Origin of the sequence: Ureibacillus suwonensis, assembly GCF_042655065.1 — a bacterium.
GTDB lineage: Bacteria > Bacillota > Bacilli > Bacillales_A > Planococcaceae > Ureibacillus > Ureibacillus suwonensis.
On record NZ_JBHSNQ010000195.1, the window covers coordinates 41,743 to 67,680 of the forward strand.

Here is a 25,938-nt window from a genome sequence, read left to right on the forward strand (position 1 = left end):
ACGTCAAACAGCGGAGGAAATGAATGCCGCAGATGGGGAATCTGCCTTTTTTCTCTACAGATCAAAAAGCGAATTTCATCTTCTTTTATTAGTTACTTTATTTGTTCACAAAAATTTTACTAAAATAACTTTTGACTTCCATCCGAAAGTAGTAGTAATTTAGTCTTGTAGAAAAATTAATAGACACTATATTTCGGAAATGGGGGGTCTAAAGATGGATAACATTTTGCAATTTGTTCAAGATCTTCTCTTATACCTTAATGAAGGAAAAGCTGCAGGGATTATTGAACTTATCAGAGAATTCCTTGCCGGTATGTGAGAACCGCCCAACAAAACACCTTCGATTATTCCTTGTGATAATCGAAGGTGTTATTTTAATTTACCTTTTTTAATAATTTTTCTTTAATTTCTTCAATTTGCTGCAAATGCCGCTCTTCATGATAACCGATTAACAAAACCCATTGACGTATGGACAATAATCCATATCTTCTATGGATAAAGGACTTATTCTCCAAATCTTCTTCGCTGACCCCTTCAATGCTCTTTATCAACGCTTCCCTTGAATTGTTTAATTTTCGTTCCAGTTCATCCAACGTTTGAAACTTGTCAGAAGGCGTCAAATCATCCGGTGCCACCCGTTTTATTGTGCGATCCAGCATTTGATGAATGGGTTTTTCTTCGGTAGGATTATATTCATTTTTTGATAGCGTTTCCATGATTCCGTCCACTGTATTCATTTCCATTAGATACAGATGTTCCAAAACTTGGGCAATGGACCATTTCCCTTTTCCGGGCTTCTCATTTAACTGCTCGTCAGACAAGTGGCGAACACTATTCAAAACTTTTTCACGGGCTTTCTGTATTTTTTCAATCATGTCTTCCCTCCTCCATTCTTTTTAATGATTATTCTTTGAGAATAAAAAAAAGAACCCATTAATTCGTCAAAAAAATGAACTATGTAGAATAATGATGAAGGGTTCCCTATGTTTAAAGGGATTCATAAAATCTTCCCCTTTAAACATAGGTTCCTTTTTATGGATTAATAGCATTGGAAGAATGCGATGCGTTGGCGATTTAGAACATCGTATACCCAGCCCCGGTTTCCTCTCCAACGGAAACCGAAAATGGAGTTTCCTAAAGCAAACACCGGATAAAACCAGAAACTATTGCCATTCGTCAACCAAATAAATGTATTGCGGAAAAAGCATCTTCCTATTCCTCTGCCACCGCTTCGGCGACTAAATTCCGCAGTTCCTTGGAAAGAGCTTAATTGAGGTGTAAAACTTGGTGGCGGGGCTGTTGGAGGAGTCATTTGACCTCCAAAAGGCGGCATACCTGGTGAACCTGGAAATCCGCCTGGTGTTCCCGGGAATCCACCGGGTGTGCCTGGAAATCCGCCTGGACCTCCCGGAAACCCTCCTGGTGTCCCTGGGAAGCCACCAGGTGTCCCCGGAAATCCGCCTGGCCCCCCTGGAAATCCGCCTGGTATTCCAGGAAACCCACCGGGTGTGCCTGGGAAACCGCCTGATCCTCCAGGAGCACCTGGTCGCCCTCCCTGAAAACCTCGACGACTTACATTGTCATCTTGAAATTGATTAAAAAAATTCCCATTATAGTCATCATTGTTGTATGGATACATTTTTTTCCCCCTCTACTTCAAACTATTTTCAATGTATGCCATACAACCATCACTGCATGGGCAACTATGCTGGTCCATGGAAAATTGGGGGCTTTTCCGTTTTAAAAACCTTTTTTCGAAATCACATTTTGCTTAAAGATGGATCTTGTAAAATATGCAAAATTACCTATTTCCTACACCGACCGTTTATACCTAGTTTATTAATATGTTTAATTGGTATTATATCAAAAAAATACCCGTTTATAAAGGTTGCTTTTTCGGCGTTTTGCAAACCATTTTGAAAATTGTTGAAACTTATTTGAATCCATACTTATGGCGAAACTTATTTTCAATTAATTCGTACATATTAATAAAAGGTTCGTGTTAAGGAGGAAGCCGAGCATGATCGAAAAATTTTTCAAATCCTTCAGTGAAAAACGCAACTCCTCTTCCAACTATAGAAGATACACAAAAAAGCATAATTATTATGGACATCATTATTATAAACGGGGACATAAAAGCAGCGGTTTTTTCCGTTCCGGTAGCTTCTTCAGTTCAAGAGGTTTCTTCAGCAGTTAAACGATGATTCGGGATTTTCTTGAAAACAAGTACCACCGTTTGTTCCAAACATATATAAGTGACCACACAAATTATTCTTTTTCAAAGGTACTCGGTTGTGGCGCTTACGGAATAACCTATCTATTAATCGAAGAACATACCGGAAAAAAATATGTCCTGAAACGTTTAAAAACAAAACATCGCAATTCCAAAAAAATGCGCCATCGATTTCAAAAGGAAATTCAAATTCTTAAAGAATTGGATTTGCCCTTTGTCCCCTCCGTGATTGTGGTTGGTGAACTTGAAAATATCCCTTTCTTCGTGATGGATTATATGGAAGGCCGCACCTTTGAACAAACGATTTTCGAGGAAGGCAATGTCTACTCCCTTCCTGAATCCATACACATATTAAAACTGCTTCTTCAAATGGTTGTCCAAATTCACAATAAAGGAATCGTACACCGTGATTTAAGGATTCCCAATGTCTTAATACACCAAGGAAAACTCTCCATCATTGATTTTGGGTTGGCCACTTATCTGAATCCGAATGAAACCATCGATATGGTCAAGAATCCGAAAAAGGCGGAAAACCATTGCAGTGACCTATATCTCCTCGGCCATTTCCTGCTCTTTTTACTATACTCCGACTATACTCCGACAGAAAGCAGAGAAAGATGCTGGCAAGAAGAATTGCAATTGCCTGAAGAAGTGAAAAACTATATTGAACGTTTGCTTTTGATGAAGCCTTCATTTCCAAGTGCAGAGGAAGCATTGCGCTCCCTTCCTGTTGTTTAGCCATACAAAAAGTGGCCTTTCACAGCCACTTTTATTTTTTTTGACACGTATTAATTTTAAATAGCGAATATAACGGACAATACTTCACCAGTCCCGTAATCAGAGGAATCAATCCGATTAATCCGAGATATTTAAGATTTCCCTCCAATATAAACAGTAACGACAGGATGGCCAGGCCAAGAATAATACGGATGACCCGATCGGCAGTACCAACATTTGAACCCATGTGATAGCCCCCTTTTTCCATTTTTATTCATAGTAAATAACAGGGGCCGATTTCTCAGTGACAAAATCACGATTTCACGAAATTTACAATTTTTTATCTTTCATCAACTCTTCCAGTTTACTTCTTTCAACAACGGTCACTTTCCCCCTTGAGAGTTGGATCCACCCTTTTCTCTCCATTTCTTTTAATAGACGGCTGACCACTTCCCGCACTGTACCGATCTCCGTCGCAATTTTATCATGGGTCGTTTCAATCAAATCGCCGTCATTTTTTGTATATCTTAATAAATGCTTTACCAGTCGCTCATCAATGCTTTGAAAAATCACTTCATCTATTATTTTTATCACTTCCAGGAACCTGAGGCTTATCGTTTTATAGATATATTCTTGAAAATGCGGGTTTACTTCCATTAATAATTTGAAATCCTGATAGGGAAGGATGATGGCTTCCGCATCTTTCTCCACAGTGGCTGTCAAAGGATAGGGTTCATTGGAAAGAATGCTTGAGACCGTTAAAATACAAGTTTCTCCTGCATTTACCCGATAAACGCTCATTTCTTTCCCGTTTTTTCCAAACTTCGAAACCCTTATGCAACCTTTCGTTACAAATGGGACACCTGCACAACTGTCCCCTTCATGAAAAATCGTTTCGCCCTTCGGAAACTTTTTCTTCACATAATTTATTTTCATTTCATTTGCACTGATACCCTCAAAAAAAGGAAATAGTTCTTTGTAACTCTTCAATTGTTCCATAGCGCCACTTCCTAACCTTTGATTCTTCATCCGGGCTGCAACCAGGGGAGAAGCTATTCTTTATCGCCGTTATTATAAGGAATGATTCTTTGCTTACTACCATTTTAAAATAAAACAGATTACCTGGCAGTACTTTATTTAACACAAAAAAAGCCGTCTCCATTGAGAAGCGGCCTTTTATCATTTTATTGACTATATCCCTAAGTACTGATTAACCAAAAATACCTTAAAAACTTGCTCCGTTTATTGCAACCTGTTGTCTCACCGATTCAAATGCCAAACCGTTCCAATTCAATACATTTTCAACAAATCCTAAACTGTCCGCATGGTATCTTCCTGCAATCTGTTCCATCGTCAACAATGAATATTTCCCGTCGCCGGCCAAATCAATCGGATAAATTCCGCTGATCGGATCTACCCACCCTTCAATCGGTTCTTTCAGCTTTCCATTCCCGTTGTAAATTTCATCTAAATATTCTTTTCCTTTATATTGAATATTTAATATATACCGCATATTTGGGTTTCTGCTTGTCACAACGACTTCGGCAAAGTTTCCATACTTCACTTCATATTGGCGATCTTCATGAAATTTTATTGAATCAAAAATTTTCCCTAACTTACCGCTGATAAATGAAAATACATAAGCATAGACAATCGCTCCGCTTCCTCCCGATTGAACGGTCACCAAAATATCGTCCACCCGATCGCCTGTCAAATCACCCGTCCAAATAGTCGGATTATAACCCGCCACTTCTTTTAAATGATAGACTGATATTTCATGGGTAAAACCATTTTGCACAACAAGGCTCATGTTGTTCAGTAAAGGGCTGTCATTCAGTTTGGTGGCTATCAAAAAAATCCCATCAGCAATTCCATCACCTGTTACATCACTGAATTGATAAGCGACAACAAAGGGGCCATTTGTTTGGGAGGCGGGCGGAATAGGTTGTAACATGCCGCTTTCCCACTGATATTGCCGATATGGAAACATAGTTGTTCCTCCTAAAAGGTAAAATGCCATTACTTATTGTTATGTACATACCGGCAAATTGGTTCTTCTATTGAAAAAAGCTTGAGTTTTCACTCAGGCAACATCCCTTTTCTTTTCACCCATGTCCATAAAATAACCGCTATGATGATCAATCCCAAATAGCCCATGATGGAATATACCGTTCCTACAATGGTTGTAAATCCTATAAAGCTCGCAAAATATGCGGCCAATGCGGAAAAAATGACGAACAGTTTATAGTTTTTGGATTTTGGAGACACAAAGCGCACAACAAAAGAATAAAGTACCCCCACTGCTGTGCTATAAATCATTACTATTAAAGTGATGGCCATCAATATGCCAAAGACGGGATGAACATCCATCGCAATCCATAGCATCGGCATCGGCTTCCCTATCATTGCATCCATTTTTGAAAGCAATGCAACAAAAACTAATAGAATGAGGACACCAAGCAAAAAGCCTCCAATGATTCCGCCCATCCCCGCCTCTCTCTTGCTTTTTACCGTGCTGCCCATTACCGCAAGCATGGGCAGCCCGACCGCCAAATTGTATGAAACGTATAACAAAGCTCCAATCAACCAATGCCCTGTGGACGGTGATTGCGCCATTTGCATCTGTTCTGTAAAACCGCTGTCCATGGAACCAATGGACGCAATTGCAATGATGGCGATAATGACGATTAAATACGGTACAGTAATTGCGAGGATAGCAATAATTTTTTCCACGTTGAACATCAGCGTAATTACTGAAAACCCCATCATCAGCAGACCGCCAATGACACCATTCATTCCAAACAGCACGTCAAAAGCGCTTGCCGCCCCCGCAAACATGGCAACAGTGATGCAAAACGAAAACACTGTGATGAGGCAATCGATGATGGATCCAATCGTTGGACCAGCGATAAAAAGTACAACTTCTTTATGGGATGCGGTTTTTAAAGAATGGCCCAGCATTGCAATGCTCATCCCCAAAAATGCAAATAATGCGCTCGCAACAGCAACACCGAAAAGTCCGTGCCAACCATGGGAGAGAAAATAATACATGATTTCTTGTCCTGAGGCAAACCCTCCCCCTATCATTAATCCGACAAAGGCTCCCCCAATTTTTATACTATTTCTCACCATTTCCCCCATTTCTTTTCAAACAGATGGAAAACTTTCATATATAATTATAGGTTTTTGAAGAGACCGTATATTTTTCAATCGCTTTTCGATTTGGCTCATAACCGATGCCAACTGTTTGGGCCTCCCGAATTGTCCCATCCTCGACAACCACTTCCGGCTGGATGATATCCTCTTCAAAATAGTGGCTTGACCCGGCAGTATCTCCGGGCAAAACAAAGTTGGACAGGGAGGTTAAAGCGATGTTGTGTGCCCGGCCGATCCCAGCCTCCAGCATCCCCCCGCACCATACCGGTATGCCCTTGGATTTGCAATAGTCATGGATTTTGATTGCTTCCGAGATCCCCCCAACCCGTCCGATTTTGATGTTTATGATGCCACAGCTGCCCAGTTCAATAGCTTTCCGTGCATCTTCCAAAGATAATATACTTTCATCCAAACAAATGGGTGTTTGCAACTGTTTTTGCAATGTCGCATGATCGACGATATCATCATAGGCTAACGGCTGTTCAATCATCATTAAATTGAATTCATCCAATTGTTTTAATATATCAATGTCCTTTAAAGTATATGCGGAATTGGCGTCTGCCATCATCGGAACATCCGGAAATGTTTCACGGAGTTTTTTGATGACTTCCACATCCCACCCCGGTTTTATTTTCACTTTTATTCTTTTATATCCTTCGGCAATATATTTACCAACGACTTCTATTTGCTTTTCAATCGTCGGTTGAATCCCCAGGCTGATGCCCACATCTATTTTTTCTTTGGTTCCGCCAAGAACTTTTGCAAGGGGTTGATTGGATGCGATCGCATAAATGTCCCACACCGCCCCCTCGATTGATGCTTTCGCCATTTTGTTTTTCCGGATGCTTTCAAACAGTTTTGTTACATCGTTGGGATGGCTGATGTCCTTCTGCAAAATAATTGGAATAAGGAAGTCCTCCAGCATATGCCAGCAGGTTTTTACGGTTTCCTCTGTATACCAGGGCGCCTCAAAAGCGACGCATTCCCCAAAACCGACGATTCCTTCTTCCGTATGGACCTCCAATAACAAAAATGATTTATCATTGATTGTGCCAAAACTTGTTGTAAATGGATGTTTCATCGGCATTTTCAAGTGACGAACAATAATTTTATTAATTTTCATCGTTGTTTTGCCCCTTTTTTATAAACATATGTTTCTATCGTTATAAATTCGTTGAAATGAAATACCCGCTTTATACTACATTTATCATAAAACGGCCAATTTAAAAAAACTCCAATATTCCTAATTACATTTCTCTGTTTTTTCACTTACAATTAAAAAATATTATATATCATTTTTAATTATTGTTTATATATCGTTGTAAAGGGTATTTTTTACTATAAAAATAAGAAAAATGTCCAACAACACCCTTCGGACTATACTAATGTAATCTTTTCTAAATTATGAACTTGTAAATTTTGTATTGAAATTATGATTTTTTATGGTAATACTTGTGTTATGAAAGGAGGTGAGAAAATGAAAAGAATATCGGTAATCATAGCAGCCGTTGTTCTCGTGTTAGGATCGCCTTCTATTTCATTTGCAAAAGATCTTGAGATTTCCGACAATGAGAGTGCGGGATCAAATACATTGAGCGTTTCGTCAAACGAAGTGAATGTTGACGGAGGACTTGCTGAATATGCCTACACTGATGTGGGGAACAGTGATAATTCGGTAAATACCCATTCAGGACTGGAATCAACTCAGGAAAAAACAGCTGCTGATGCAGGGCTTCTAAATGACTTAGGCACTAAAGTTGAAGAACAAATTAAAACCGCCGAAAATACAGTAGATGCAAATAATGCCGTTGCCGTTGAAAAAGAAAACTTAAGTGCCACAAGCCAAAAAGAAGCGAGCATCCAAGCTGATAGCCAAATAAAAGCTGACCAAAACAGCGTCGATTCTGTTGTGAAAGTGAAATCAAATAAACCGCTGCTTAGTGTCAATCTGTTAGGTATAAACATTAGTATCGGGAACAGTAACTCACTAATCAGCATTTCGACTGAGGGTGGCAAAAGCGGTTTGCTTTCCTTGGGAGTATCCGATTTATTGGAAGTCGGTCTTCTTTCTGGCCAGTCGACACCAGAAGGAAAATTGACTGATGGAAGCGTATTAGACCTCGGATTAAATACAAAATTATTAGGAAATGCAAACGTCAAGCTGCTTTCAGCAAAAAACGACGCACAACAGAAGTCCGGTGGCGTTCTTAATGTCGGTATTCAAAACTCCATGTTATTGAAACCGATCACCGGAGACGTTAATTTAGGTCTTCTTTCAGGTAGCGAGAGTCAAGAGGGAGAAACGAAAAAATCCAGCCAAGGATTATTAAGTTTAGGCTTGAAAGACTCTATGCTGCTTGGTGATTTAGGTGTAGGAGTTGTTTCTAGTAAGAGTGAAGAGAAGGTAGGAGAATCGTCGCTATCTAAAGGTGTTCTTCAATTAGACTTGAACAATAATCTTTTAGGTAGCAATCACGTTGGTCTCCTTGAAACGAATAAACAAACAAAAGGAGACGTAACGGTTTCCCAATCCGGGATTGTTGCAGTCGACCATTCATCCAATGTCGTGGGAGACCTTCATCTTGGCGTTGGGGAAGTAAATCAGTATCAATCACCTACTCTCACAAAAACCGAATCCGTACTTGTTACGGCTAATCTCACTCACTCATTACTCGGAAACAACCGTCTCGATGTTCTAGGAACAACAATTACCGAAACAGAAAACTCAAAATCCATATCAGGTGGGATTGTCAGCATCGACTTATTAGATGAAACCCACATTGGTATCGGAGAATATCAAAAAACAATCCAACCGCCTTCCGGCAAGGATGGAAAAGGTGGAAAAGACGGACAATCCAACGGAGGGAACAACGATTCTTCTAACAATCCAGGAAACAATAATTCTGGAGGAAATTCCGGAAAAGATTCCGGCAACTCTACAGGAAACATTCCGAACCCTAATGATGGAAACGGTTCTGCAAATACGCCTGGAAACGATTCAACAAACAAAGATGGCGTAACAGCAAATGAACCATCCGCTAATGTTGACAACAAAATTGTAGACAATTCAAACCCTACAGTTGGTCAACTATTGAATGAGTTGTTAAATAACGGAAAACAAATGATCATTAGTGGTGCAAGCAATTTCATTCAAGCGATTGAAAGAGCAACAGAAACACAAAGAGAAGTAAGAGAGAGAATAGGAAATCTTTCATCACCAAAAGAAATTGCACCAACTCAAAGTCATTCGAATTCCAATAGCAATTCCTCCGGTTCATCTTCCAATGGATTTGATGGCCAATCTCAAATTGTTGGATATATCTCACAAGATATATTAAAGTCAATAGCTGATAGATCAAGATTAAAATCTCTTGAAATAGCCTTATCGGATCAATGGCTGAAACCACCGTTAGATAAACCTCCAATTCAAATCTCCTTCTTTTCAATCTAAAAAAATAAAAAAGAAGGAGAATGATGAATGGAAAACAATATCGTTGTTAAATCGCTAAGAGCTGCATTGTTTGCCTTAGTGTTGACTTTAAGTTTCGTAGTTTTCTCTGATAATGTTCACGCTGAAGAAACAACAGCGGGAGATCAAACAGCAACAAAAAATAATGATTTAGTTGGATCTCTTACAAATACTGCTACAGATTTAGTTAAAACTTTAACTAATTCTCTTACAGCAAATAATACAGATACAAAATCCAACACAAACACAGCTGCAAACACAAACACAACTACAAATACAACACAAAATAATCAACAAGGCGACAATAACAGCACAGGAGGTAATAACACTAACTTACCACCTACAGTGACAAAAGATCCTACAAAACTTCAAGACACAGACGACAGTAATGCGCTTGTAAAAGTTAGACTTGGCGGAAATCTGTTAGGTGGATTGTTAGGTGAAGTGAAAGTTGACGTGCTAGGTTCCGAGCAAAGCAAAGACGGATCTTACACAAGTTCTGGCATTGCAAAAGTGGATATTAAAGATTCCAAATTATTAGGTAATGCACACGTTGGAGTTGGTGAATCCACAACAACTAAATCAGGAACTAATACTACTCAAAATTCCGGATTAGTGTTAGCCGAAGTTTCCAATCCAATCCTTGGAAATATTGATGCCGGCGTACTTCAATCAAAACAAGTAACTGATAAAGATTACAAATACAATTACAACGGCGTTGCCAATGTAAACCTAAAAAATACGCCTCTTGGCGATGCACACGTTGGTGTAATTGAAAAAGAAGAAGTTGAAACAGATAAATACATTTATACTCACAGCGGTTTAGTTATTGTTGACACTAAAAACACTCCGCTTCTTGGAGACGTTCATTTAGGCGTTGCAGAAGATGAAAAATACGTAAGTAAAAACCAACAAGGTAACAACAATAATAACAACGGCGGAGACAACAATAACAACAATAATAACAACAACAATAACAACGGCGGAGACAACAATAACAACAATAACAACAATAACAACAACAATAACAACAATAATAACAACGGCGGCAACAATAATAACGGCGGAAACAACGGCGGTGGATCTAATAACGATAAAAACCAAACTACTCCATCTGGCAACGGAAAAACTGGCGGCAACACACCTTCTGGAAAAGGCGGTACAAACAACACAGCTACATTACCAGTAACTGGTTCAGCTATTGACTCAACAGTATTACTATTCGCTTCAATGCTATTAATCTTATCGGGGTTGGCTTTAAGAAAACGTTTCAACGAAATAATCTAATTTGAGAGGGTGCCCCGCCCTCTTCTTTTTTACAATTAAAAAGGAATGAGAACATGAAAAGAAAAATCGGAAACCTATTGTTATTGATTGGTCTTGCCATTCTTGCATTTGTCGCTTTTACGAAAATAAAAATATATTATGAACAGCACAAGCTCGAGAAAGAATTCTCATCGATCGAGTTCGCCACTTCCGAAGATGATTTGGGCAATACGGAGCCAACTTCTTTCAATGATGGGGATATGATTGGAAAGCTTACGATTCCAAAAATCGACTTGACAACCCCCATCGTCGAAGGAGCCAGCCAAAAAAATATGGAGAGTGCTGTCGGTCATTTGACTAATAGCAGCCCGTTATCTTCATTGGGAGATAAAAACAGCAACTTCGCAATTGCCGGACATCGTACCGCCACATTTGGAAAGTTCTTCAACCGTTTGGACGAACTTGAAAAAGGTGATGAATTCATTATTGAGACTAAAACAAAAAAATATACCTTTAACGTCATCAACAGCCAAATTGTGAAACCTACAGCCGTTGAAGTCATATTGCCAGTGGAAGATCAATCTTTAGTAACACTCATTACTTGTCACCCAATTTACTCAAATAAATACAGGCTCATTATCACAGGCGAATTTAAAGAAGTGACGGATAAAATGTAAACGACCATTTTTCTATTTTAGAAAAATGGTATTTTTTTATGTAACTTTAGCACTTTCATTTTCCCCTCATATTTTAGTAATTATAGACTTTTATCTCTCAACAATCTAGTAAAAATTTTCTTTAATTATTAAAAATCTGGCTGATTGCCCCTTCAAAAAACTATTAAGTGAATATGATGTAAATGAAAGGAGGTGAAAACAAAATATCAGTATAAGATTGTACGGTAATCTCTCAGAAAAAATCAGATATGAATAACATCTTTTAAATATCAAAGAAGGATACCCATTTCCGACATTGTGAATATGAGCAAATACAGCCTTTGATAATAAGTCAACATCACTTTTCATCATGCAATTGAAAGAGCCTGTATTTGTTTCATATCTGCCCCCTCACAATCGGAATGGTCTGGACGCGAATGTATCCTCAACTGTTACTTCTTATCGTTGGCTGATGGTTGATTTTTTGAAATTCAATGTTGTTTCCTCCATTGTAAATAGGATAGTCTCTCCGAATTCGCATTCCCATAATATTGAAACACCCCTTTCGACGACGAATGGTCCGTATGAAAAATTTTCTTCCACAAACTCCATATCATGTCAGGATGGTGAACCGCCATCCTTTTTTTTTGAGTTTTTTTATTGAAAGTTCTATTTTATGCAAAGAATTTATAATTTCTTGACTGTTTCCCCTAGTTAAGGTTTAAATAGGAATAGCCCTTTTTCAACTCTCTTCGCCAAACCTTGATATATAAGCATCTTGCAAGAAATCGATAGAATTTACTCTAAAGGGGATATTTATGAATTCAAAATCACAAAAAATAGCATTGGCATTGGTCCTCAGCAATATATTCATCACCTTTGTCGGCATCGGCCTCGTCATCCCTGTCCTGCCATCACTGATGAACGAATTATCCATAAGCGGTACCGTGGTGGGAAATATGGTTGCCGCCTTTGCGTTGGCACAATTGATAGCCTCTCCTATAACAGGCAAATGGACCGATAAGTATGGACGGAAGATCATGATAATAGTCGGTCTTTTTTTATTTAGTTTTTCCGAGTTTTTATTTGGTATCGGGAAGACCCTTGAAATCCTTTTCCTTTCTCGGATATTGGGAGGAATCAGCGGCGCTTGCATCATGCCTGCCATTACGGCATTTATTGCGGACATCACTTCAGAGAACGAACGCCCAAAAGCCCTTGGTTTTATGTCTGCCGCCATTAATACAGGATTTATCATAGGACCCGGTATCGGGGGATTTTTGGCGGAATTCGGCATTCGTGTTCCATTCTTTGCCGCCGGTGTTTTAGGAGCGGTTGTCGCCATTGCTTCCATCTTCCTGTTGAAAGAACCGGAACGCAGGGAGCAACCGGACATTATGAAAGGGCAAAAGGTCGGCTGGAAACGTGTTTTCATGCCAGTGTATTTCATCTCTTTCAACATCATTTTCCTTTCGACTTTCAGTTTGTCTTCCTTTGAATCATTATTCAGTCTCTTTGTCGATCACAAATTTGGATTTACCCCTCGGGATATCGCCATCATCGTGACAGGGGGCGGAATAGTGGGAGCAGTTGCACAAATTCTTTTGTTTGATAAATTGACGAGACGATTGGGGGAAATCATGGTCGTCCGTCTAAGCTTAATATTGTCCGCATTACTCGTTTTTGTGATGACCATCGTCGATTCTTACTGGTCTGTCATGTTAACCTGCTGGATTGTTTTCGTCGGATTTGATTTGATTCGTCCCGGAATTACATCATACCTTTCAAAAATTGCGGGAGATGAACAAGGGTTTGTTGGCGGCATGAACTCCATGTTTACAAGCATCGGAAATATTTTCGGGCCGATTATCGGCGGTATTTTATTTGATATGAATTTTAATTTCCCTTTCTATTTTGCAACCATTATCCTGGTTGTCAGCATCACCATTGCAATATTTTGGAAAAAGCAAACCCCATCGACCGAATAAAAAAGGTTATCCAGATTCAACCTTTGAACTGGATAACCTTTTATTTTTACTCCCTTTTCCGTACGGCCAATGTCTTCACTTTATGGGTCAATCCCATGACAGCCGGCATAAATGATGGAAGCATCACCAAACTTAACATTACCAATCCAACAATCACAATGACCGCCACTTGGATTAACGTGACGATGCCTGAAGGAAGCAATGCCGCAAATGTGCCGCCTAAAATGATGGCTGCCGATAGGACAACCCCTCCAATTTGTTTCTCTGCGTCAATTATCGCTTCATAACCTTTATCCGCATTTTCAAAGTATCGCATCATCAAGAAAATACTGTAGTCGACCCCAAGGGTAACAATCATGATAAAGCTGAAGAACGGCACATTCCAGCTGAAAGTGTCTTGTCCTATCACATGTTCACTGATGAATTCGGATGCTCCCAAAGCGGTGAAATATGCAATGACAAGGGATGCGATAATCAATAATGTCTGCCAGAAAGATCTTGTGATGATTAATAATACAAAAGCAATACCGATTAACATGATGGTGATGGTTCTCGCAAAGTCTCCTGTTGAGACATTTTGCAAATCCACGTTTTGAGCGGATTTTCCGCCCAACGCCACTTTCGCATCACTGAAACTCAACCCTTTGACAGTCGCTTTTACTTGTTCGTCAATATCTTTCAAAATGGACATCGCTTCTTTTGAGTACGGATTGACATCCAAAATAATATTGATTTTTGTTGTTTGGCGATCATCCGACATATACAGATCCAAGCTTTGCTGGAATTCTTCCCCCTCCAACACTTCTTGAGGGATATAGAAGACTTCATCGGATGCGGATGTCAATTCTGATAAATAATCCTGGGCATCCACAAGGCCATTTTTGATTTGTGATAAACCTTCCGCACTTTGGGATAAACCGGATTGCAAATCGCCCATTTTATCCTGTAATGCCGTCAATCCTTGCTGCAATTGCCGCTGTCCTTCGTTTACAGCCTTCAAGCCGGATTGCAGTTGATTTGTGTTCTCAACAATCGCGGATGTCCCTTTTGCGCCGGATTGTAATCCATCGGCAAGGGTAGAAGCGCCGGATTGCAATTGCGCAACGCCTTCTTCCATTTTTTTCAACCCGTTTGTAATTTGAGCCATGGAAGCATTGGCTGCCTGGAAAGATTTCAATGCTTGATCATATTTCGGGGTAATGGATTTAAGCTGGCCCAACAACGCTTCTGTCTGGGCTTTTCCTTGTTCTGCCATTGTGATGGCCTGCTTGATATTTTCGTCTGAATTCAGCCCGGGATTTGTTGCCACCGCCGCCTTCAGTGATTGTTGGATGGCAGAAAAGCTGCTATAACTTTGTTCAACGGCCTTTGAAATCGTTGAAAATACGTCCGCAAAGGAACCGAATCCTTTCTCCAATTCTTCATAGCTATTTTTTAGCATCGTTGCCCCTTGGCGCAACTCCCGAATATTATCTATTAAAGCGGATAAACCATTGCTGATTTCCTCCGCTCCTTGCGCCCCATCCTTCAATCCTTGGGAAACCCGGCTCAAGGCGATATTCAGCTGGCCGACGCCTTGTTCCATTTCTTCCGTGCCGTCGATCAGCTGTTGCACGCTGTCAAATTTGCTTTTGTCCACTTTGCCTAATTCCTGGTCCGCTTCGGATAATCCTCCGTGAATTTTAGAAATCCCTTCTTCTGCTGTACCAAGTCCCTCTGTTAATGTATTCACTTGATCCCGTACATATAATTCTTTAATTTTTTCTCCGGCAGGGCGTGTGACCGAATATACTTCCGATACCCCTTCCACCTTGGAAATGGCTTCTGTCAATTCATCAATATCCTGCAAAGCTTTTTGTGTCGCAAGAGGTTCATCGGAATGAATCATCAAATAGGAGGGAGCCGAAAAACCGGCTGGGAAATGGTCCTCTATGACTTTAATTGCTTGCTTCGATTCATATTTATCATTAATTTCCACTAAATCGTTATAGTTCAGCTCCCCAGAATTGGAGATAATGAACGGTATGCAGATTACCGCAATAATTGCAATAGCGGAAAGCGGTCTGTACAATGAGAATTTCGATAAAACTTTCCATAGTTTGTTCTCTGGATGGCCATTTACCTGTTTGGCTGGCCAGAACATTTTGAAACCGAGCACTGCCATGAAAAATGGATTCAAAGTAATGAGCACCAGCAAAAGCACGGCCACCCCGATGGCCACAGCGGAAGTCGCCCGATACAATTGGAACTCCGCCAAATATAAAGCCATAAACCCGATAAACACGGCAATGCCGCTGTAAATGACCGTCTTTCCCGCAGTGCGGTAAGTTTCGGTAATCGCTTTTAATATATGGCCGCCTTTGCTGACCTCTTCTTTGAACCGATTGTAAAGAAGAATATTGTAATCCGTACCGATACCAAACAAAATGACAACGATGAATACTTGCGTAAAGTTTGAAAACGGAAAATCAAAGTGTTCCACCAACTGTGTCACAATACCAAGGGAAACGATATAGGCGACCCCCACTGTAATGAGCGAAATGAACGGCACAATCGGGGAACGGAATACAAGGACCAATACAATCAGGATGAAAACAACAGCAATAATCTCCGTCTTTTTAATTCCATCCTGGGACGACTTCGCAAAATCATCCAATACGATATCCGTACCTGTAAAGTAAGCATCGACTGTTTTTGTATCCGCCAGTTTCCTTAATTGCTGCGCAACTTCTTCCACCGTCCCGGCATTCTGATCCACAGCAATTTGCGTTAAAATCGTCGTGCCATCTTCCGAAACAAGCTGTTTTTCTGTTTCTTCACTGTCGTTATAAGCTAAAATACTAGTAATACCAAGTTCATCCCGCTGTTCTTTGAAATCCTCGATGATTTTATCTATTTCTTTTTTCTGCTCATCCGTCAATTTTTCTTTGCTATTAAATACGGCAATAAATTGATAGTTTTCCTTGCCGTCCGTCTCCATCCCGGTTTGCAAATTCTTTGCGATGGTGCTCTGAACATAGGCAGGCATTTCAACCTGTCCTTTTTCCCGAACCAATATATCTAAATTTGGCATGGTTATTAGCATAATAATAGAAATAACGAGCCAAAAAATAAAGGATGCAGTTCGAACATTGAGCCACTCCCTCAATTTCAAACTATCAAACTCCTTTCCCAATCGTTTTTTGAAAATCATTAAATTTCTAATAATAAAACTATCATGAAACAGCGGAACCGAACATAGACAATAATCTGCCATTTGTTTAAAATAAGCAAATTCCGGAGGGCAATGATATGAAAAATTCGAAAAAACTTCTTTCCAATTCCTTAAAAGAATTAATGAAGAAAAAGCCTGTCGAACAAATTTCCATCCGCGAAATTGCGGAATCGGCCGGGCTGAATAGACAAACCTTTTATTATCATTTTGAAGATATTTACGATCTGATGAGGTGGACTTTCCAACAGGAAGCTCTCGTTCTGATTGATGCCCATGAAAGCGCAAAAGTGTGGCAGGAAGGATTGCTGCAACTGTTCCATTATTTGGATGAGAACCGCGATATTTACTTGTGTGCACTGCAATCGTTGGGCCGTAAACATATTAAACGATTTTTCTATTCGGATATTCATAACATCATTCATCGGGTGGTTCATGAATTCGGAATGAAACTCCATGCCCAAGAAGAATATGTATCTTTTCTGTCCCATTTCTTTACATTGGCTCTGGGTGCCGTTGTTGAAAGCTGGCTGAATGGAGAGCTGGAACAGACCCCAGAGGAACTCATAGCAATGATCGATTTATTCATCCAAGACCAACTGCGGGGGGCGGAGCAAAGAATTGCGGCAAAAAAACAAATAAAACCCGTATTGTAGAATAAATAATACTTTTCGACAAAAAATATAATCCATCATATATAATGAAGTAGATGAAGCCTGCTAAACCAGGGGAATGTTCGTTCTCGCGCTTCAGTACACTCTTTAAGGGGGGATTTTCTATGAGTAAGACATCAAAAGAAATAATTGAAATCACTGAAAAATATGGCGCCCGGAATTATAAGCCGCTGCCGGTTGTCATCAGTGAAGCGGAAGGAGTTTGGGTAAAAGACCCTGAAGGCAATGAGTACATGGATATGCTTTCCGCTTATTCCGCCTTGAACCAGGGCCACCGTCATCCAAAAATTATTCAAGCATTAAAAACGCAAGCAGATCGGGTGACATTGACTTCCCGGGCCTTCCACAACGACCAACTTGGACCTTGGTATGAGAAGTTATGCAAAATAACGGGAAAAAATATGGTTTTGCCGATGAACACCGGTGCTGAAGCCGTCGAATCAGCCATTAAAGTGGCCCGCCGCTGGGCTTATGATGTGAAAGGCGTGGAAGAAAACAAGGCCGAAATCATTGGCTGCACAGGCAATTTCCATGGGCGCACAATACTTCCGGTTTCCCTTTCTTCAGAGAAGGAATACCAACGGGGTTTCGGCCCATTAATTCCCGGAATCAAACTGATCCCATACGGGGATATAGAATCGCTCAAAAATGCCATCACGCCAAACACAGCGGCTTTTATCGTGGAACCGATCCAAGGAGAAGCGGGGATTGTCGTTCCGCCTGAAGGATTTTTAAAAGCAGCGGCGGAGCTTTGTAAACAGCATCATGTGCTATTGATCGCAGATGAAATTCAAACCGGCCTCGGACGCACCGGAAAAATGTTCGCCTGCGAGTGGGAAGAAGTTGTGCCAGATGTTTACATTCTGGGAAAAGCGCTCGGCGGAGGGGTTTTGCCAATTTCGGCAGTGGTGGCAAACGACGATATTTTAGGCGTATTAAATCCAGGTTCCCATGGTTCCACATTTGGAGGAAACCCGTTGGCATGCGCAGTTTCCATCGCATCACTTGAAGTGATCGAGGAAGAAAAGTTGGTGGAACGTTCGCTGGAGCTGGGGCAATATTTCAAAGGGGAACTATTGAAAATCAAATCCCCTGTCATTAAAGAAGTGCGAGGGAAAGGATTGTTTATCGGTGTTGAACTTCATGAACCTGCACGTAAATATTGTGAACAGCTGATGGAGAAAGGATTGTTATGCAAGGAAACCCATGATTTCGTCATTCGCTTTGCTCCCCCACTAATTATCACAAAAGAACAACTGGATTGGGCGTTGGAACGGATTAAAGAAATTCTTGAGTAAGCAGGAAAACAACCCGAAACTTCATGCGGCATTAAGAAAAGGATAGATGCACAGGAGGAATACCCGTTTGCATCTATCCTTTCTTATTAATCCTTTTTTCCAAATCGCCATTGTTGAAACTGCCCGTAACTGACCATTGGTACATATAAGATCAAAAATCAGCGCGCCCAATTTTGAATTTCCATTGATCATTCGATATAGTAAAGGTACAAAAGTGAGGGATGAAGATGATTCAATCGCTTTACGTTTCCGGATACAGACCCCATGAGCTGGGCATTTTCACCAAAAAACATCCGGGCATTCAAGTGATTAAAAAAGCAATCGAACATGAATTGAGAACTTTGATTGATGAAGGACTGGAATGGGTCATCATCAGCGGACAACCAGGTGTGGAAACATGGACTGCGGAAGTCGTGATTGAATTAAAAAAAGCATTTCCCCATTTAAAATATGCCGTCATCACTCCTTTTTTGGAAATGGAGAAAAACTGGAATGAAGAAAAGCAAGCCGAATACGCTTATATTCTGGGCAAAGCCGATTTTGTGACGAGTGTTACAAAAAGGCCGTATGAAGCCCCTTGGCAATTTGTTGAGAAAGATAAATTCATCATCCAAAACACCGATGCTTTATTGCTTGTCTACGATGAAGAACATGAAGGATCCCCGAAATATTTGAAAAGGCTTGTGGAAAAATATATGGAGCGGAATGAATATGAGCTCTTGACCATCACTTCTTACGATTTGCAAACCATTGCCGAAGAAATGCAAAGAGCGGAGTGGTAAATTTTCATCATTTATTTTGAATTCCCTGTTGACTTTTTAATTGATAATGATTATCATTATCGTAAAGAAAAAAATTCCGAGCTGTACCCCCAAAAAATATCTCGGAAAAGTATTTTCCAAATTATTTTCTCCAACTATGTCTATATCCCCCTATATGAATAGACATTTCTAGGCTGCAACTGACTGGCATGTTGCAGCCAAATTTCTATTATGGATTCTCTTTTTGGGTTAAAATACAGATACCAACCAATTATATTGATAAAGGAGTTGTATCAAAGATGGAATACCGTATTGAAAGAGATACGCTTGGAGAAGTACGTGTTCCGGCTGATAAAATTTGGGGTGCACAAACCCAACGCAGTAAAGAAAACTTCCAAATCGGCACAGAAAAAATGCCGAAAGAAGTGATCCGCGCCTTTGCCATTTTAAAAAAATCCGCAGCACTCGCCAATAAAAAATTAAATAAACTGTCACCTGCCAAAGCAGATGCCATCATTACAGCAGCTGATGAAATTCTTGAAGGCAAATGGGATGACCAATTCCCGCTTGTGGTTTGGCAAACAGGAAGCGGTACCCAATCCAACATGAATGTGAATGAAGTCATTGCCCACCGCGCAAATCAGCTATTGGAGGAACAAGGCTCTTCTGAAAAAGTGCATCCAAATGATGATGTCAATATGAGCCAAAGTTCCAACGACACATTCCCGACCGCATTGCATATCGCCGCTGTTCAAATGGTGGAAGACTATTTACTTCCTCGGTTAGAACTATTGAAAAATACATTAAAAGACAAATCAGAGGCTTTCAAAGATATTATCAAAATCGGCCGCACCCACTTGCAAGATGCAACACCTTTAACGCTTGGGCAAGAAATCAGCGGCTGGCACTACATGCTTGAACGTTCCGAAGAAATGATTAAACAAAATACGGAGTACTTAAAAAGCTTGGCCATCGGTGGTACAGCCGTTGGTACAGGCATCAACGCCCATCCGAAATTCGGCGACATGGTGGCGGAAGAAATCAGTAATCTCACCGGCAAAAAATTCGTTTCTTCTCCAAATAAATTCCATGCGTTGACAAGCCATGATGAAATCGTTGCAGCTCATGGCGCATTGAAAGCATTGGCAGTGGATTTAATGAAAATTGCCAACGATGTAAGATGGCTTGCCAGCGGTCCTCGCAGCGGCATCGGCGAAATTACGATCCCTGCCAACGAACCGGGAAGCTCCATCATGCCTGGCAAAGTAAACCCTACACAATCCGAAGCATTGACAATGGTAGTTACCCAAGTGGTGGGTAACGATGCAACAATCGCCTTTGCAGCCAGCCAAGGCAACTTTGAACTGAACGTATTTAAACCGGTCATTATTTATAACTTCCTGCAATCAGCGCGATTGCTTGCAGATGCCATGAAATCCTTTAACGACAAATGTGCAGTCGGCATTGAACCTAACCATGAAGTGCTTAAACGCAACTTGGAAAACTCTTTGATGCTTGTAACGGCCTTGAACCCTTATATCGGCTATGAAAATGCGGCAAAAATTGCGAAAAAAGCCCATGCGGAAGGAACAACGTTAAAAGAAGCAGCTCTTGCCCTAGGTTTATTAACCGAAGAACAATTCGACCAATATGTGGATCCAAAGAAAATGATTTATCCAAATGCTTAATCCCCCATCCCTTGACATAACCCATAAAAAAAGCCGGCGGAACTTTTTCCGCCGGCATTTTTTCTTTATTCTTCCACAGTTGTTGCGGCCACTGTTTTCGCTTTTTTCGGACCAACCATATTAAATAAAATGTTTAACACGATGGCAGATAAAGAACCGCACACAATTCCATTGGATGTTAAAATGGACAGGCTCTCTGGCAATACTTCGAAAATATTCGGAACAAAGGCAACCCCTGCTCCAAGGGCAACCGAAATCGCAACAATCATTGTATTTTCCGGTGATTTTAATATCTCAGGAGCCAGCATCGTAATCCCTTGCGTCAACACCATTCCAAACATGGCAAGCATGGCCCCGCCTAAAACAGATGTTGGAATAATGGTTGTGAGCGCCGCAATTTTTGGCAAAAAGCCTAATGCCACCAACATCACACCAGTAATGACGATGATTTTTCTTTCCTTCACCCCTGTCATTTTGATGAGGCCCACATTTTGGGAGAAAGTTGTATATGGGAAAGCATTAAAAATTCCTCCGATGATGGATGCCAACCCTTCCGAACGATACCCGCGGGCCAAATCTTCCGCCGAAATCCGCTTTTTCTCAATATCGCCTAATGCGAAATAGACGCCGCTGGATTCCACCAATGACACCATCGCAACAAGGGTCATTGTAATGATGGAAGCCAAATCAAAGGTTGGTGTGCCAAAATAAAAGGGCTGAACCATATGAAACCATCCTGCTTCTTTGACAGGTGAAAAATCCACTTTCCCCATAAACATACCTACAATCGTTCCAAACACCAATCCCAATAAAATAGAAATGGAACGTATAAAACCTGTGGCAAATCGATAAATCAATAAAATGATGAATAGCGTTATCATCGCTAAAGCAATGTTGGACGCTGAGGCAAAATCTTCAGCCCCTTGTCCGCCGCCCATATTATTCATAGCCACGGGAACTAAGGAAATCGCAATAATCGTTACAACAGAACCCGTTACGACTGGAGGGAAAAATTTTACCAACTTTCCGAATACTCTTGATATGAGGATGACAATCAGCCCTGAAGCAATGATGGAGCCGTAAATGGCGCCGATTCCTTTACTTTGGCCAATTGATATAATCGGAAATACGGCTGTAAACGTACATCCTAATACAACAGGCAATCCAATCCCAAAAAATTTCCCTCTCATCACTTGCAGCAATGTAGCAATCCCGCACATCATAATGTCGATTGCGACTAAGTATGTCATTTGCTGCTCATCAAAACCTAATGAACCACCAATAATCAACGGCACCAATATCGCACCTGCATACATGGCCAGTAAATGCTGTATTCCTAGAGTTATAGCTTTTCCATTTGTCATGAAATGATGTTCCTCCTCAAAATCATTCAACAATCGATTATTCAGCAAATTCAATCGTGTTATTTTTCAAAGACTTGATAATGGCTAAAGATTCCACCCGGACACCTTGTTCTCTCAGCATTTTTCCGCCATTTTGGAACCCTTTTTCTATCACGATGCCTACCCCGACTACTTTGCATCCGGCCTGCTTCGCAATATCCAACAATCCCTTTACCGCTTCTCCATTTGCCAAGAAATCATCAATGATGACCACATTATCGTCAGGAGATAAAAAGTCTTTGGAAACGGATATTTCATTCGTTTCTCTTTTCGTAAAGGAATACACTTGCGAAGTATACAAATCTCCGGATAGAGTCAAAGATTTCTTTTTGCGGGCAAATACGACCTGTGCACCAATCGATAACCCCAACATGGTTGCAGGTGCGATGCCGGAAGATTCAATCGTTAATACCTTTGTTATCACTTCATCTTTGAAACGGTTGGCAAATTCTTCCCCGATTTCTTTCATCAACAGCGGATCAATTTGATGGTTCAAAAAAGAATCCACTTTCAGCACTGTATCCGAGAGCACTTTCCCCTCTTTTAAAATCTTTTCTTTCAATAGATCCATTAAAGAATCTCCCTTTCGTCATTCCTTGATAATAAAAAACCCGAAAGACCTTTCCTATGAGGAATAAGCCTTTCGAGCCGATCGAAAGCACATAGACTTGTGCATATGTACTGCATCCGACAAATCTAATACTATCCCCTCATAGTCGACTTATTTACGGTAAGTCGGTAGAAACTTGCGAGCCATATTCCCGCGATTATATGAGTGCGATATTATTTATTTTTGAATGTTTATAATTATAAACACGTCAATTGTCGAATGCAAGATATTTCTATGAAAAAACACCCTTATTATTCGGAAATTACTGCAAATTTAGCCAACAGACAATCAAATTGTTCGTATTTTCTGTTTTTTCAAAAGGTTCACAATAGACGGCCAATGGTTTCTTTCAACGTACCAAAAGCCGCCCCTTCTTTCCCGAAGTAAGACATATTGCGGCACACAAGTATTTTCACATTTTCCCCTTCTTGAAGGGGCAATTCCGCAACAACCCCTGATTGCTCCAGTTCCTGCACATTGCCTGTATCAAAGACATCCGCTTTATGAATCAAACGGTCATGAAAGTTTTCCCTGAATTCATCGAAAGCCTTTGAACCCTCAATGATAAGGATTTCCGGCGAGAATTCATAAAGCACTTGTTCAAACAATTTTTTCCCTGCAAGATAGCGAAAATGATTTTCTTTTTTCATTTGTTTAAATTGCTTATAATCTTCCGCCATAAAACCATTCACGTTCGTCAGCACGACGTTTTCATTGAATATTTTTTTCATCCATTGGGCAAAATTCAAACTTCCCTTATATTCCCTTGAAGCGTTGAGGATTTCAAGCCCATTTAATTGTTCAAACAGCTCCCCATCCACCAATGAATCGGCGTATATTTTTGCATCTTCCAAATCAAAATAAGCAAGGGATTCCGGATATAGTCCAACTAAAAACACTTTCGACTTATAGGGGTTCCCGTCCACTTGAAATGGCCGATACTTTATTTCTTCTGAGAGCCCGTCTGCAATCCACTCGTTAATTTTTCTAAAAAAACCCACTGAGACCGTCATTTTTTCCCATCCTTTACCAATCTTTTCATCCTTTTGACTTCTTCACGTTCTCCCGTTCCAACTACCCGGTTTATATGGATGAGTACTGTCTACTCATGTTTTTCAACATCCAATTTGCATTCCTCAAGGGGGATGATTTTGGTTTTATGTTTTATCTTATACCCCAACCATAGGATGATAAACAGCGGAAGCCCAATATATGAAACGGCAATGCCATGCCAGTCGATTGTCCCGATAAAGGCGCGATAATTTTGTCCGATGATGACAATTAAACATAAAATTAACGCAAACAATGACCCGAATGGATATACCGGCGATTTATAAGGCAAATCTTTCAAGTCTCTCCCCTGTTTTATATAGGCTTTCCGGAAACGGTAATGGCTGATGGCGATCCCTACCCATGCAATGAAACCGGATAATCCGGAAGCGTTTAATAACCATATATATACAACTCCATCTCCAAAAAAGGAAGATAAAAAAGCCAAACATCCTACCGCCAGAGTGGCAAGCAACGCATAAATCGGCACTCCACGTCCATTGATTTTGGCAAAAAGTCTTGGCGCCTTTCCATCAACCGCCAATTGCCACAACATGCGGGAAGAGGCATATAAACCGGAATTCCCCGCCGATAGCATGGCGGTTAAAATGATGGCGTTCATCACCGATGCGGCAAAAGCGATTCCCAATTTATCGAACACTAGCGTAAATGGGGAAACGGCCACATCTTCGGATAATAGGCGTGAATCTGTATAAGGGATCAATAAGCCGATTGCAAGGATGGCCAAAATATAGAACAATAATATGCGCCAAAAAACGGATTTTACAGCTTTCGGAATATTTTTCCCGGGTTCTTCCGTTTCACCGGCTGTAATCCCCAATAATTCCGTCCCTTGGAAGGAAAATCCCGCTGCCAAGAAAATCCCCACTACCGCTAGAAACCCGCCGTTAAACGGGCCGTCGCCAATGAAGAAATTGGACAAACCCACTTGTTCTTCCCCAATGATCCCAAAAACCATTGAATAGGAAGTGATAATAAAGATGATGACCGTTGCCACTTTAATCATGGCAAACCAATATTCACTTTCGCCGTACACATTGACGGATAGAATGTTGAAAGTTAACACGACCGCAATAAAAAGAATGGTCCAAAGAAAGGATGAACTGTCCGGAAACCAATATTTCATAATTAAATTGACCGCTGAAATTTCCGCGGCAATGGTAATGGCCCAGTTATACCAGTAGTTCCATCCCATCGCAAATCCAAAGGCGGGATCCACGAAATTTGACGCATATGTACTGAATGAACCGGAAGAAGGCATGTAAGCCGCCATTTCTCCCAAACTGGTCATTAAAAAGAACACCATCACTCCGATGAGAGCATAGGCCACCAATGCTCCACCCGGTCCCGCTTGCGCAACGGAAGCGCCGCTTGCGAGAAAAAGGCCCGTCCCAATCGTTCCTCCTAAGCTGATCATGGTTATGTGCCGGCCTTTTAAGCCCCGTTTCAGTTGTTTTTGATTATCTGTCTCTTTCTTCATGATGAATCTCCTTTGAGTCAGTTAATTCATTCCATTTTTTCTTACCTAATTTATTTTCCAAGCATTCCTCTATAAAAATTTACAATTGGAAGTTATTATTATTTTTGTATCCATTCATAAAGGCACTTTATTAATATGAGAGTTTTGCAAAATTAGATTTTTATTAAAAAGAGTTTTAAAAGAAACCCAAATAAATTGGGGTATTTTGTATCTTTGGTTTACAAATATTCTGTTTGTCCTTTTTTGGGCGTACTTGC

Annotated in this window: 23 protein-coding genes and 1 riboswitch; of the genes, 11 read left to right on the forward strand and 12 right to left on the reverse strand. The window is 40.5% G+C overall.

The genetic code is table 11. The features are described from left to right. Positions 1-374: 374 nt before the first annotated feature. Together ACFPOH_RS16980 and ACFPOH_RS16985 are read right to left on the reverse strand one after the other, a co-directional pair. Complete coding sequence (locus ACFPOH_RS16980) at positions 375-875, reverse strand: DinB family protein (RefSeq protein ID WP_342470619.1); 501 nt, start codon at positions 873-875, stop codon at positions 375-377. A 164-nt stretch (positions 876-1,039) separates the two neighbouring features. Beyond that, positions 1,040-1,312, reverse strand: coding sequence for a transporter (locus ACFPOH_RS16985; protein ID WP_390310756.1), 273 nt, complete (start codon positions 1,310-1,312; stop codon positions 1,040-1,042). Between the two features lie 26 nt (positions 1,313-1,338). Between ACFPOH_RS16985 and ACFPOH_RS16990 the strand changes: the two genes are divergently transcribed. The 3 genes from ACFPOH_RS16990 (at position 1,339) to ACFPOH_RS17000 (ending at position 2,971) form a co-directional block, all read left to right on the forward strand. Then, the gene (locus tag ACFPOH_RS16990) at positions 1,339-1,599 is read left to right on the forward strand and encodes a BTB/POZ domain-containing protein (protein WP_390310758.1); all 261 of its coding nucleotides are present in this window, start codon (positions 1,339-1,341) and stop codon (positions 1,597-1,599) included. A 421-nt stretch (positions 1,600-2,020) separates the two neighbouring features. Then, the gene (locus tag ACFPOH_RS16995; RefSeq protein WP_342470621.1) at positions 2,021-2,197 is read left to right on the forward strand and encodes a hypothetical protein; all 177 of its coding nucleotides are present in this window, start codon (positions 2,021-2,023) and stop codon (positions 2,195-2,197) included. A 3-nt stretch (positions 2,198-2,200) separates the two neighbouring features. After that, positions 2,201-2,971 (forward strand): serine/threonine protein kinase, encoded by a 771-nt coding sequence (locus tag ACFPOH_RS17000; RefSeq protein ID WP_342470623.1) that lies wholly within the window; start codon positions 2,201-2,203, stop codon positions 2,969-2,971. A gap of 31 nt (positions 2,972-3,002) precedes the next feature. Here ACFPOH_RS17000 and ACFPOH_RS17005 read toward each other — a convergent pair whose 3' ends face one another. The 5 genes from ACFPOH_RS17005 to menC all read right to left on the reverse strand — a co-directional run bounded on the left by ACFPOH_RS17005 (position 3,003) and on the right by menC (position 7,229). Continuing rightward, positions 3,003-3,197, reverse strand: a complete 195-nt coding sequence (locus tag ACFPOH_RS17005) for a YgaP family membrane protein (RefSeq protein ID WP_342470624.1) — start codon at positions 3,195-3,197, stop codon at positions 3,003-3,005. An 83-nt stretch (positions 3,198-3,280) separates the two neighbouring features. Next, positions 3,281-3,949: a Crp/Fnr family transcriptional regulator gene (locus ACFPOH_RS17010; RefSeq protein WP_342580742.1), complete on the reverse strand. Its 669-nt coding sequence runs from the start codon at positions 3,947-3,949 to the stop codon at positions 3,281-3,283. 226 nt (positions 3,950-4,175) lie between these two features. After that, positions 4,176-4,940 carry a VCBS repeat-containing protein gene (locus tag ACFPOH_RS17015; RefSeq protein WP_390310761.1) on the reverse strand — a complete coding sequence of 255 codons (765 nt, stop codon included), beginning with the start codon at positions 4,938-4,940 and terminating at the stop codon, positions 4,176-4,178. Between the two features lie 89 nt (positions 4,941-5,029). Further along, on the reverse strand, positions 5,030-6,079 hold the full coding sequence (locus ACFPOH_RS17020) for a YkvI family membrane protein (protein ID WP_342470627.1): 1,050 nt from the start codon (positions 6,077-6,079) through the stop codon (positions 5,030-5,032). A gap of 37 nt (positions 6,080-6,116) precedes the next feature. Further along, a complete protein-coding gene (gene menC / locus ACFPOH_RS17025) occupies positions 6,117-7,229 on the reverse strand; it encodes an o-succinylbenzoate synthase (protein ID WP_390310764.1) in 1,113 nt (370 codons plus the stop codon). Positions 7,230-7,583: 354 nt separating this feature from the next. On the opposite strand from menC, the gene ACFPOH_RS17030 reads away from it, so the two are divergent. The 4 genes from ACFPOH_RS17030 to ACFPOH_RS17045 all read left to right on the forward strand — a co-directional run bounded on the left by ACFPOH_RS17030 (position 7,584) and on the right by ACFPOH_RS17045 (position 13,485). Next, positions 7,584-9,557 (forward strand): hypothetical protein, encoded by a 1,974-nt coding sequence (locus ACFPOH_RS17030; RefSeq protein ID WP_342580739.1) that lies wholly within the window; start codon positions 7,584-7,586, stop codon positions 9,555-9,557. A 27-nt stretch (positions 9,558-9,584) separates the two neighbouring features. Continuing rightward, entirely contained in the window at positions 9,585-10,862 is a 1,278-nt protein-coding gene (locus ACFPOH_RS17035) for a hypothetical protein (protein WP_390310766.1), read from the forward strand. Positions 10,863-10,915: 53 nt separating this feature from the next. Next, positions 10,916-11,518: a class D sortase gene (locus ACFPOH_RS17040; RefSeq protein WP_342470631.1), complete on the forward strand. Its 603-nt coding sequence runs from the start codon at positions 10,916-10,918 to the stop codon at positions 11,516-11,518. A gap of 797 nt (positions 11,519-12,315) precedes the next feature. Continuing rightward, on the forward strand, positions 12,316-13,485 hold the full coding sequence (locus ACFPOH_RS17045; protein ID WP_390310768.1) for an MFS transporter: 1,170 nt from the start codon (positions 12,316-12,318) through the stop codon (positions 13,483-13,485). 46 nt (positions 13,486-13,531) lie between these two features. On the opposite strand, the gene ACFPOH_RS17050 is transcribed toward ACFPOH_RS17045, so the two are convergent. Then, positions 13,532-16,678 carry an MMPL family transporter gene (locus ACFPOH_RS17050; protein ID WP_465270750.1) on the reverse strand — a complete coding sequence of 1,049 codons (3,147 nt, stop codon included), beginning with the start codon at positions 16,676-16,678 and terminating at the stop codon, positions 13,532-13,534. Between the two features lie 98 nt (positions 16,679-16,776). Between ACFPOH_RS17050 and ACFPOH_RS17055 the strand changes: the two genes are divergently transcribed. The 4 genes from ACFPOH_RS17055 (at position 16,777) to fumC (ending at position 21,117) form a co-directional block, all read left to right on the forward strand. Beyond that, positions 16,777-17,352 (forward strand): TetR/AcrR family transcriptional regulator, encoded by a 576-nt coding sequence (locus ACFPOH_RS17055; protein ID WP_390310772.1) that lies wholly within the window; start codon positions 16,777-16,779, stop codon positions 17,350-17,352. Positions 17,353-17,474: 122 nt separating this feature from the next. Continuing rightward, positions 17,475-18,668: an ornithine--oxo-acid transaminase gene (locus ACFPOH_RS17060; RefSeq protein ID WP_342470634.1), complete on the forward strand. Its 1,194-nt coding sequence runs from the start codon at positions 17,475-17,477 to the stop codon at positions 18,666-18,668. A 227-nt stretch (positions 18,669-18,895) separates the two neighbouring features. Further along, positions 18,896-19,450, forward strand: a complete 555-nt coding sequence (locus tag ACFPOH_RS17065; RefSeq protein WP_390310774.1) for an SLOG family protein — start codon at positions 18,896-18,898, stop codon at positions 19,448-19,450. A gap of 278 nt (positions 19,451-19,728) precedes the next feature. Then, positions 19,729-21,117 (forward strand): class II fumarate hydratase, encoded by a 1,389-nt coding sequence (gene fumC, locus ACFPOH_RS17070; protein WP_342580732.1) that lies wholly within the window; start codon positions 19,729-19,731, stop codon positions 21,115-21,117. A 65-nt stretch (positions 21,118-21,182) separates the two neighbouring features. Here fumC and ACFPOH_RS17075 read toward each other — a convergent pair whose 3' ends face one another. From ACFPOH_RS17075 to ACFPOH_RS17090, 4 genes are all read right to left on the reverse strand, one after another. Continuing rightward, a complete protein-coding gene (locus ACFPOH_RS17075; RefSeq protein WP_390310776.1) occupies positions 21,183-22,481 on the reverse strand; it encodes a nucleobase:cation symporter-2 family protein in 1,299 nt (432 codons plus the stop codon). 37 nt (positions 22,482-22,518) lie between these two features. After that, complete coding sequence (locus tag ACFPOH_RS17080; RefSeq protein WP_342470638.1) at positions 22,519-23,091, reverse strand: xanthine phosphoribosyltransferase; 573 nt, start codon at positions 23,089-23,091, stop codon at positions 22,519-22,521. 122 nt (positions 23,092-23,213) lie between these two features. Next, positions 23,214-23,315, reverse strand: a riboswitch (purine riboswitch). 138 nt (positions 23,316-23,453) lie between these two features. After that, a complete protein-coding gene (locus tag ACFPOH_RS17085; RefSeq protein WP_342470639.1) occupies positions 23,454-24,143 on the reverse strand; it encodes a hypothetical protein in 690 nt (229 codons plus the stop codon). Positions 24,144-24,232: 89 nt separating this feature from the next. Then, on the reverse strand, positions 24,233-25,681 hold the full coding sequence (locus ACFPOH_RS17090; RefSeq protein WP_342470640.1) for an amino acid permease: 1,449 nt from the start codon (positions 25,679-25,681) through the stop codon (positions 24,233-24,235). Positions 25,682-25,938: the final 257 nt, after the last annotated feature.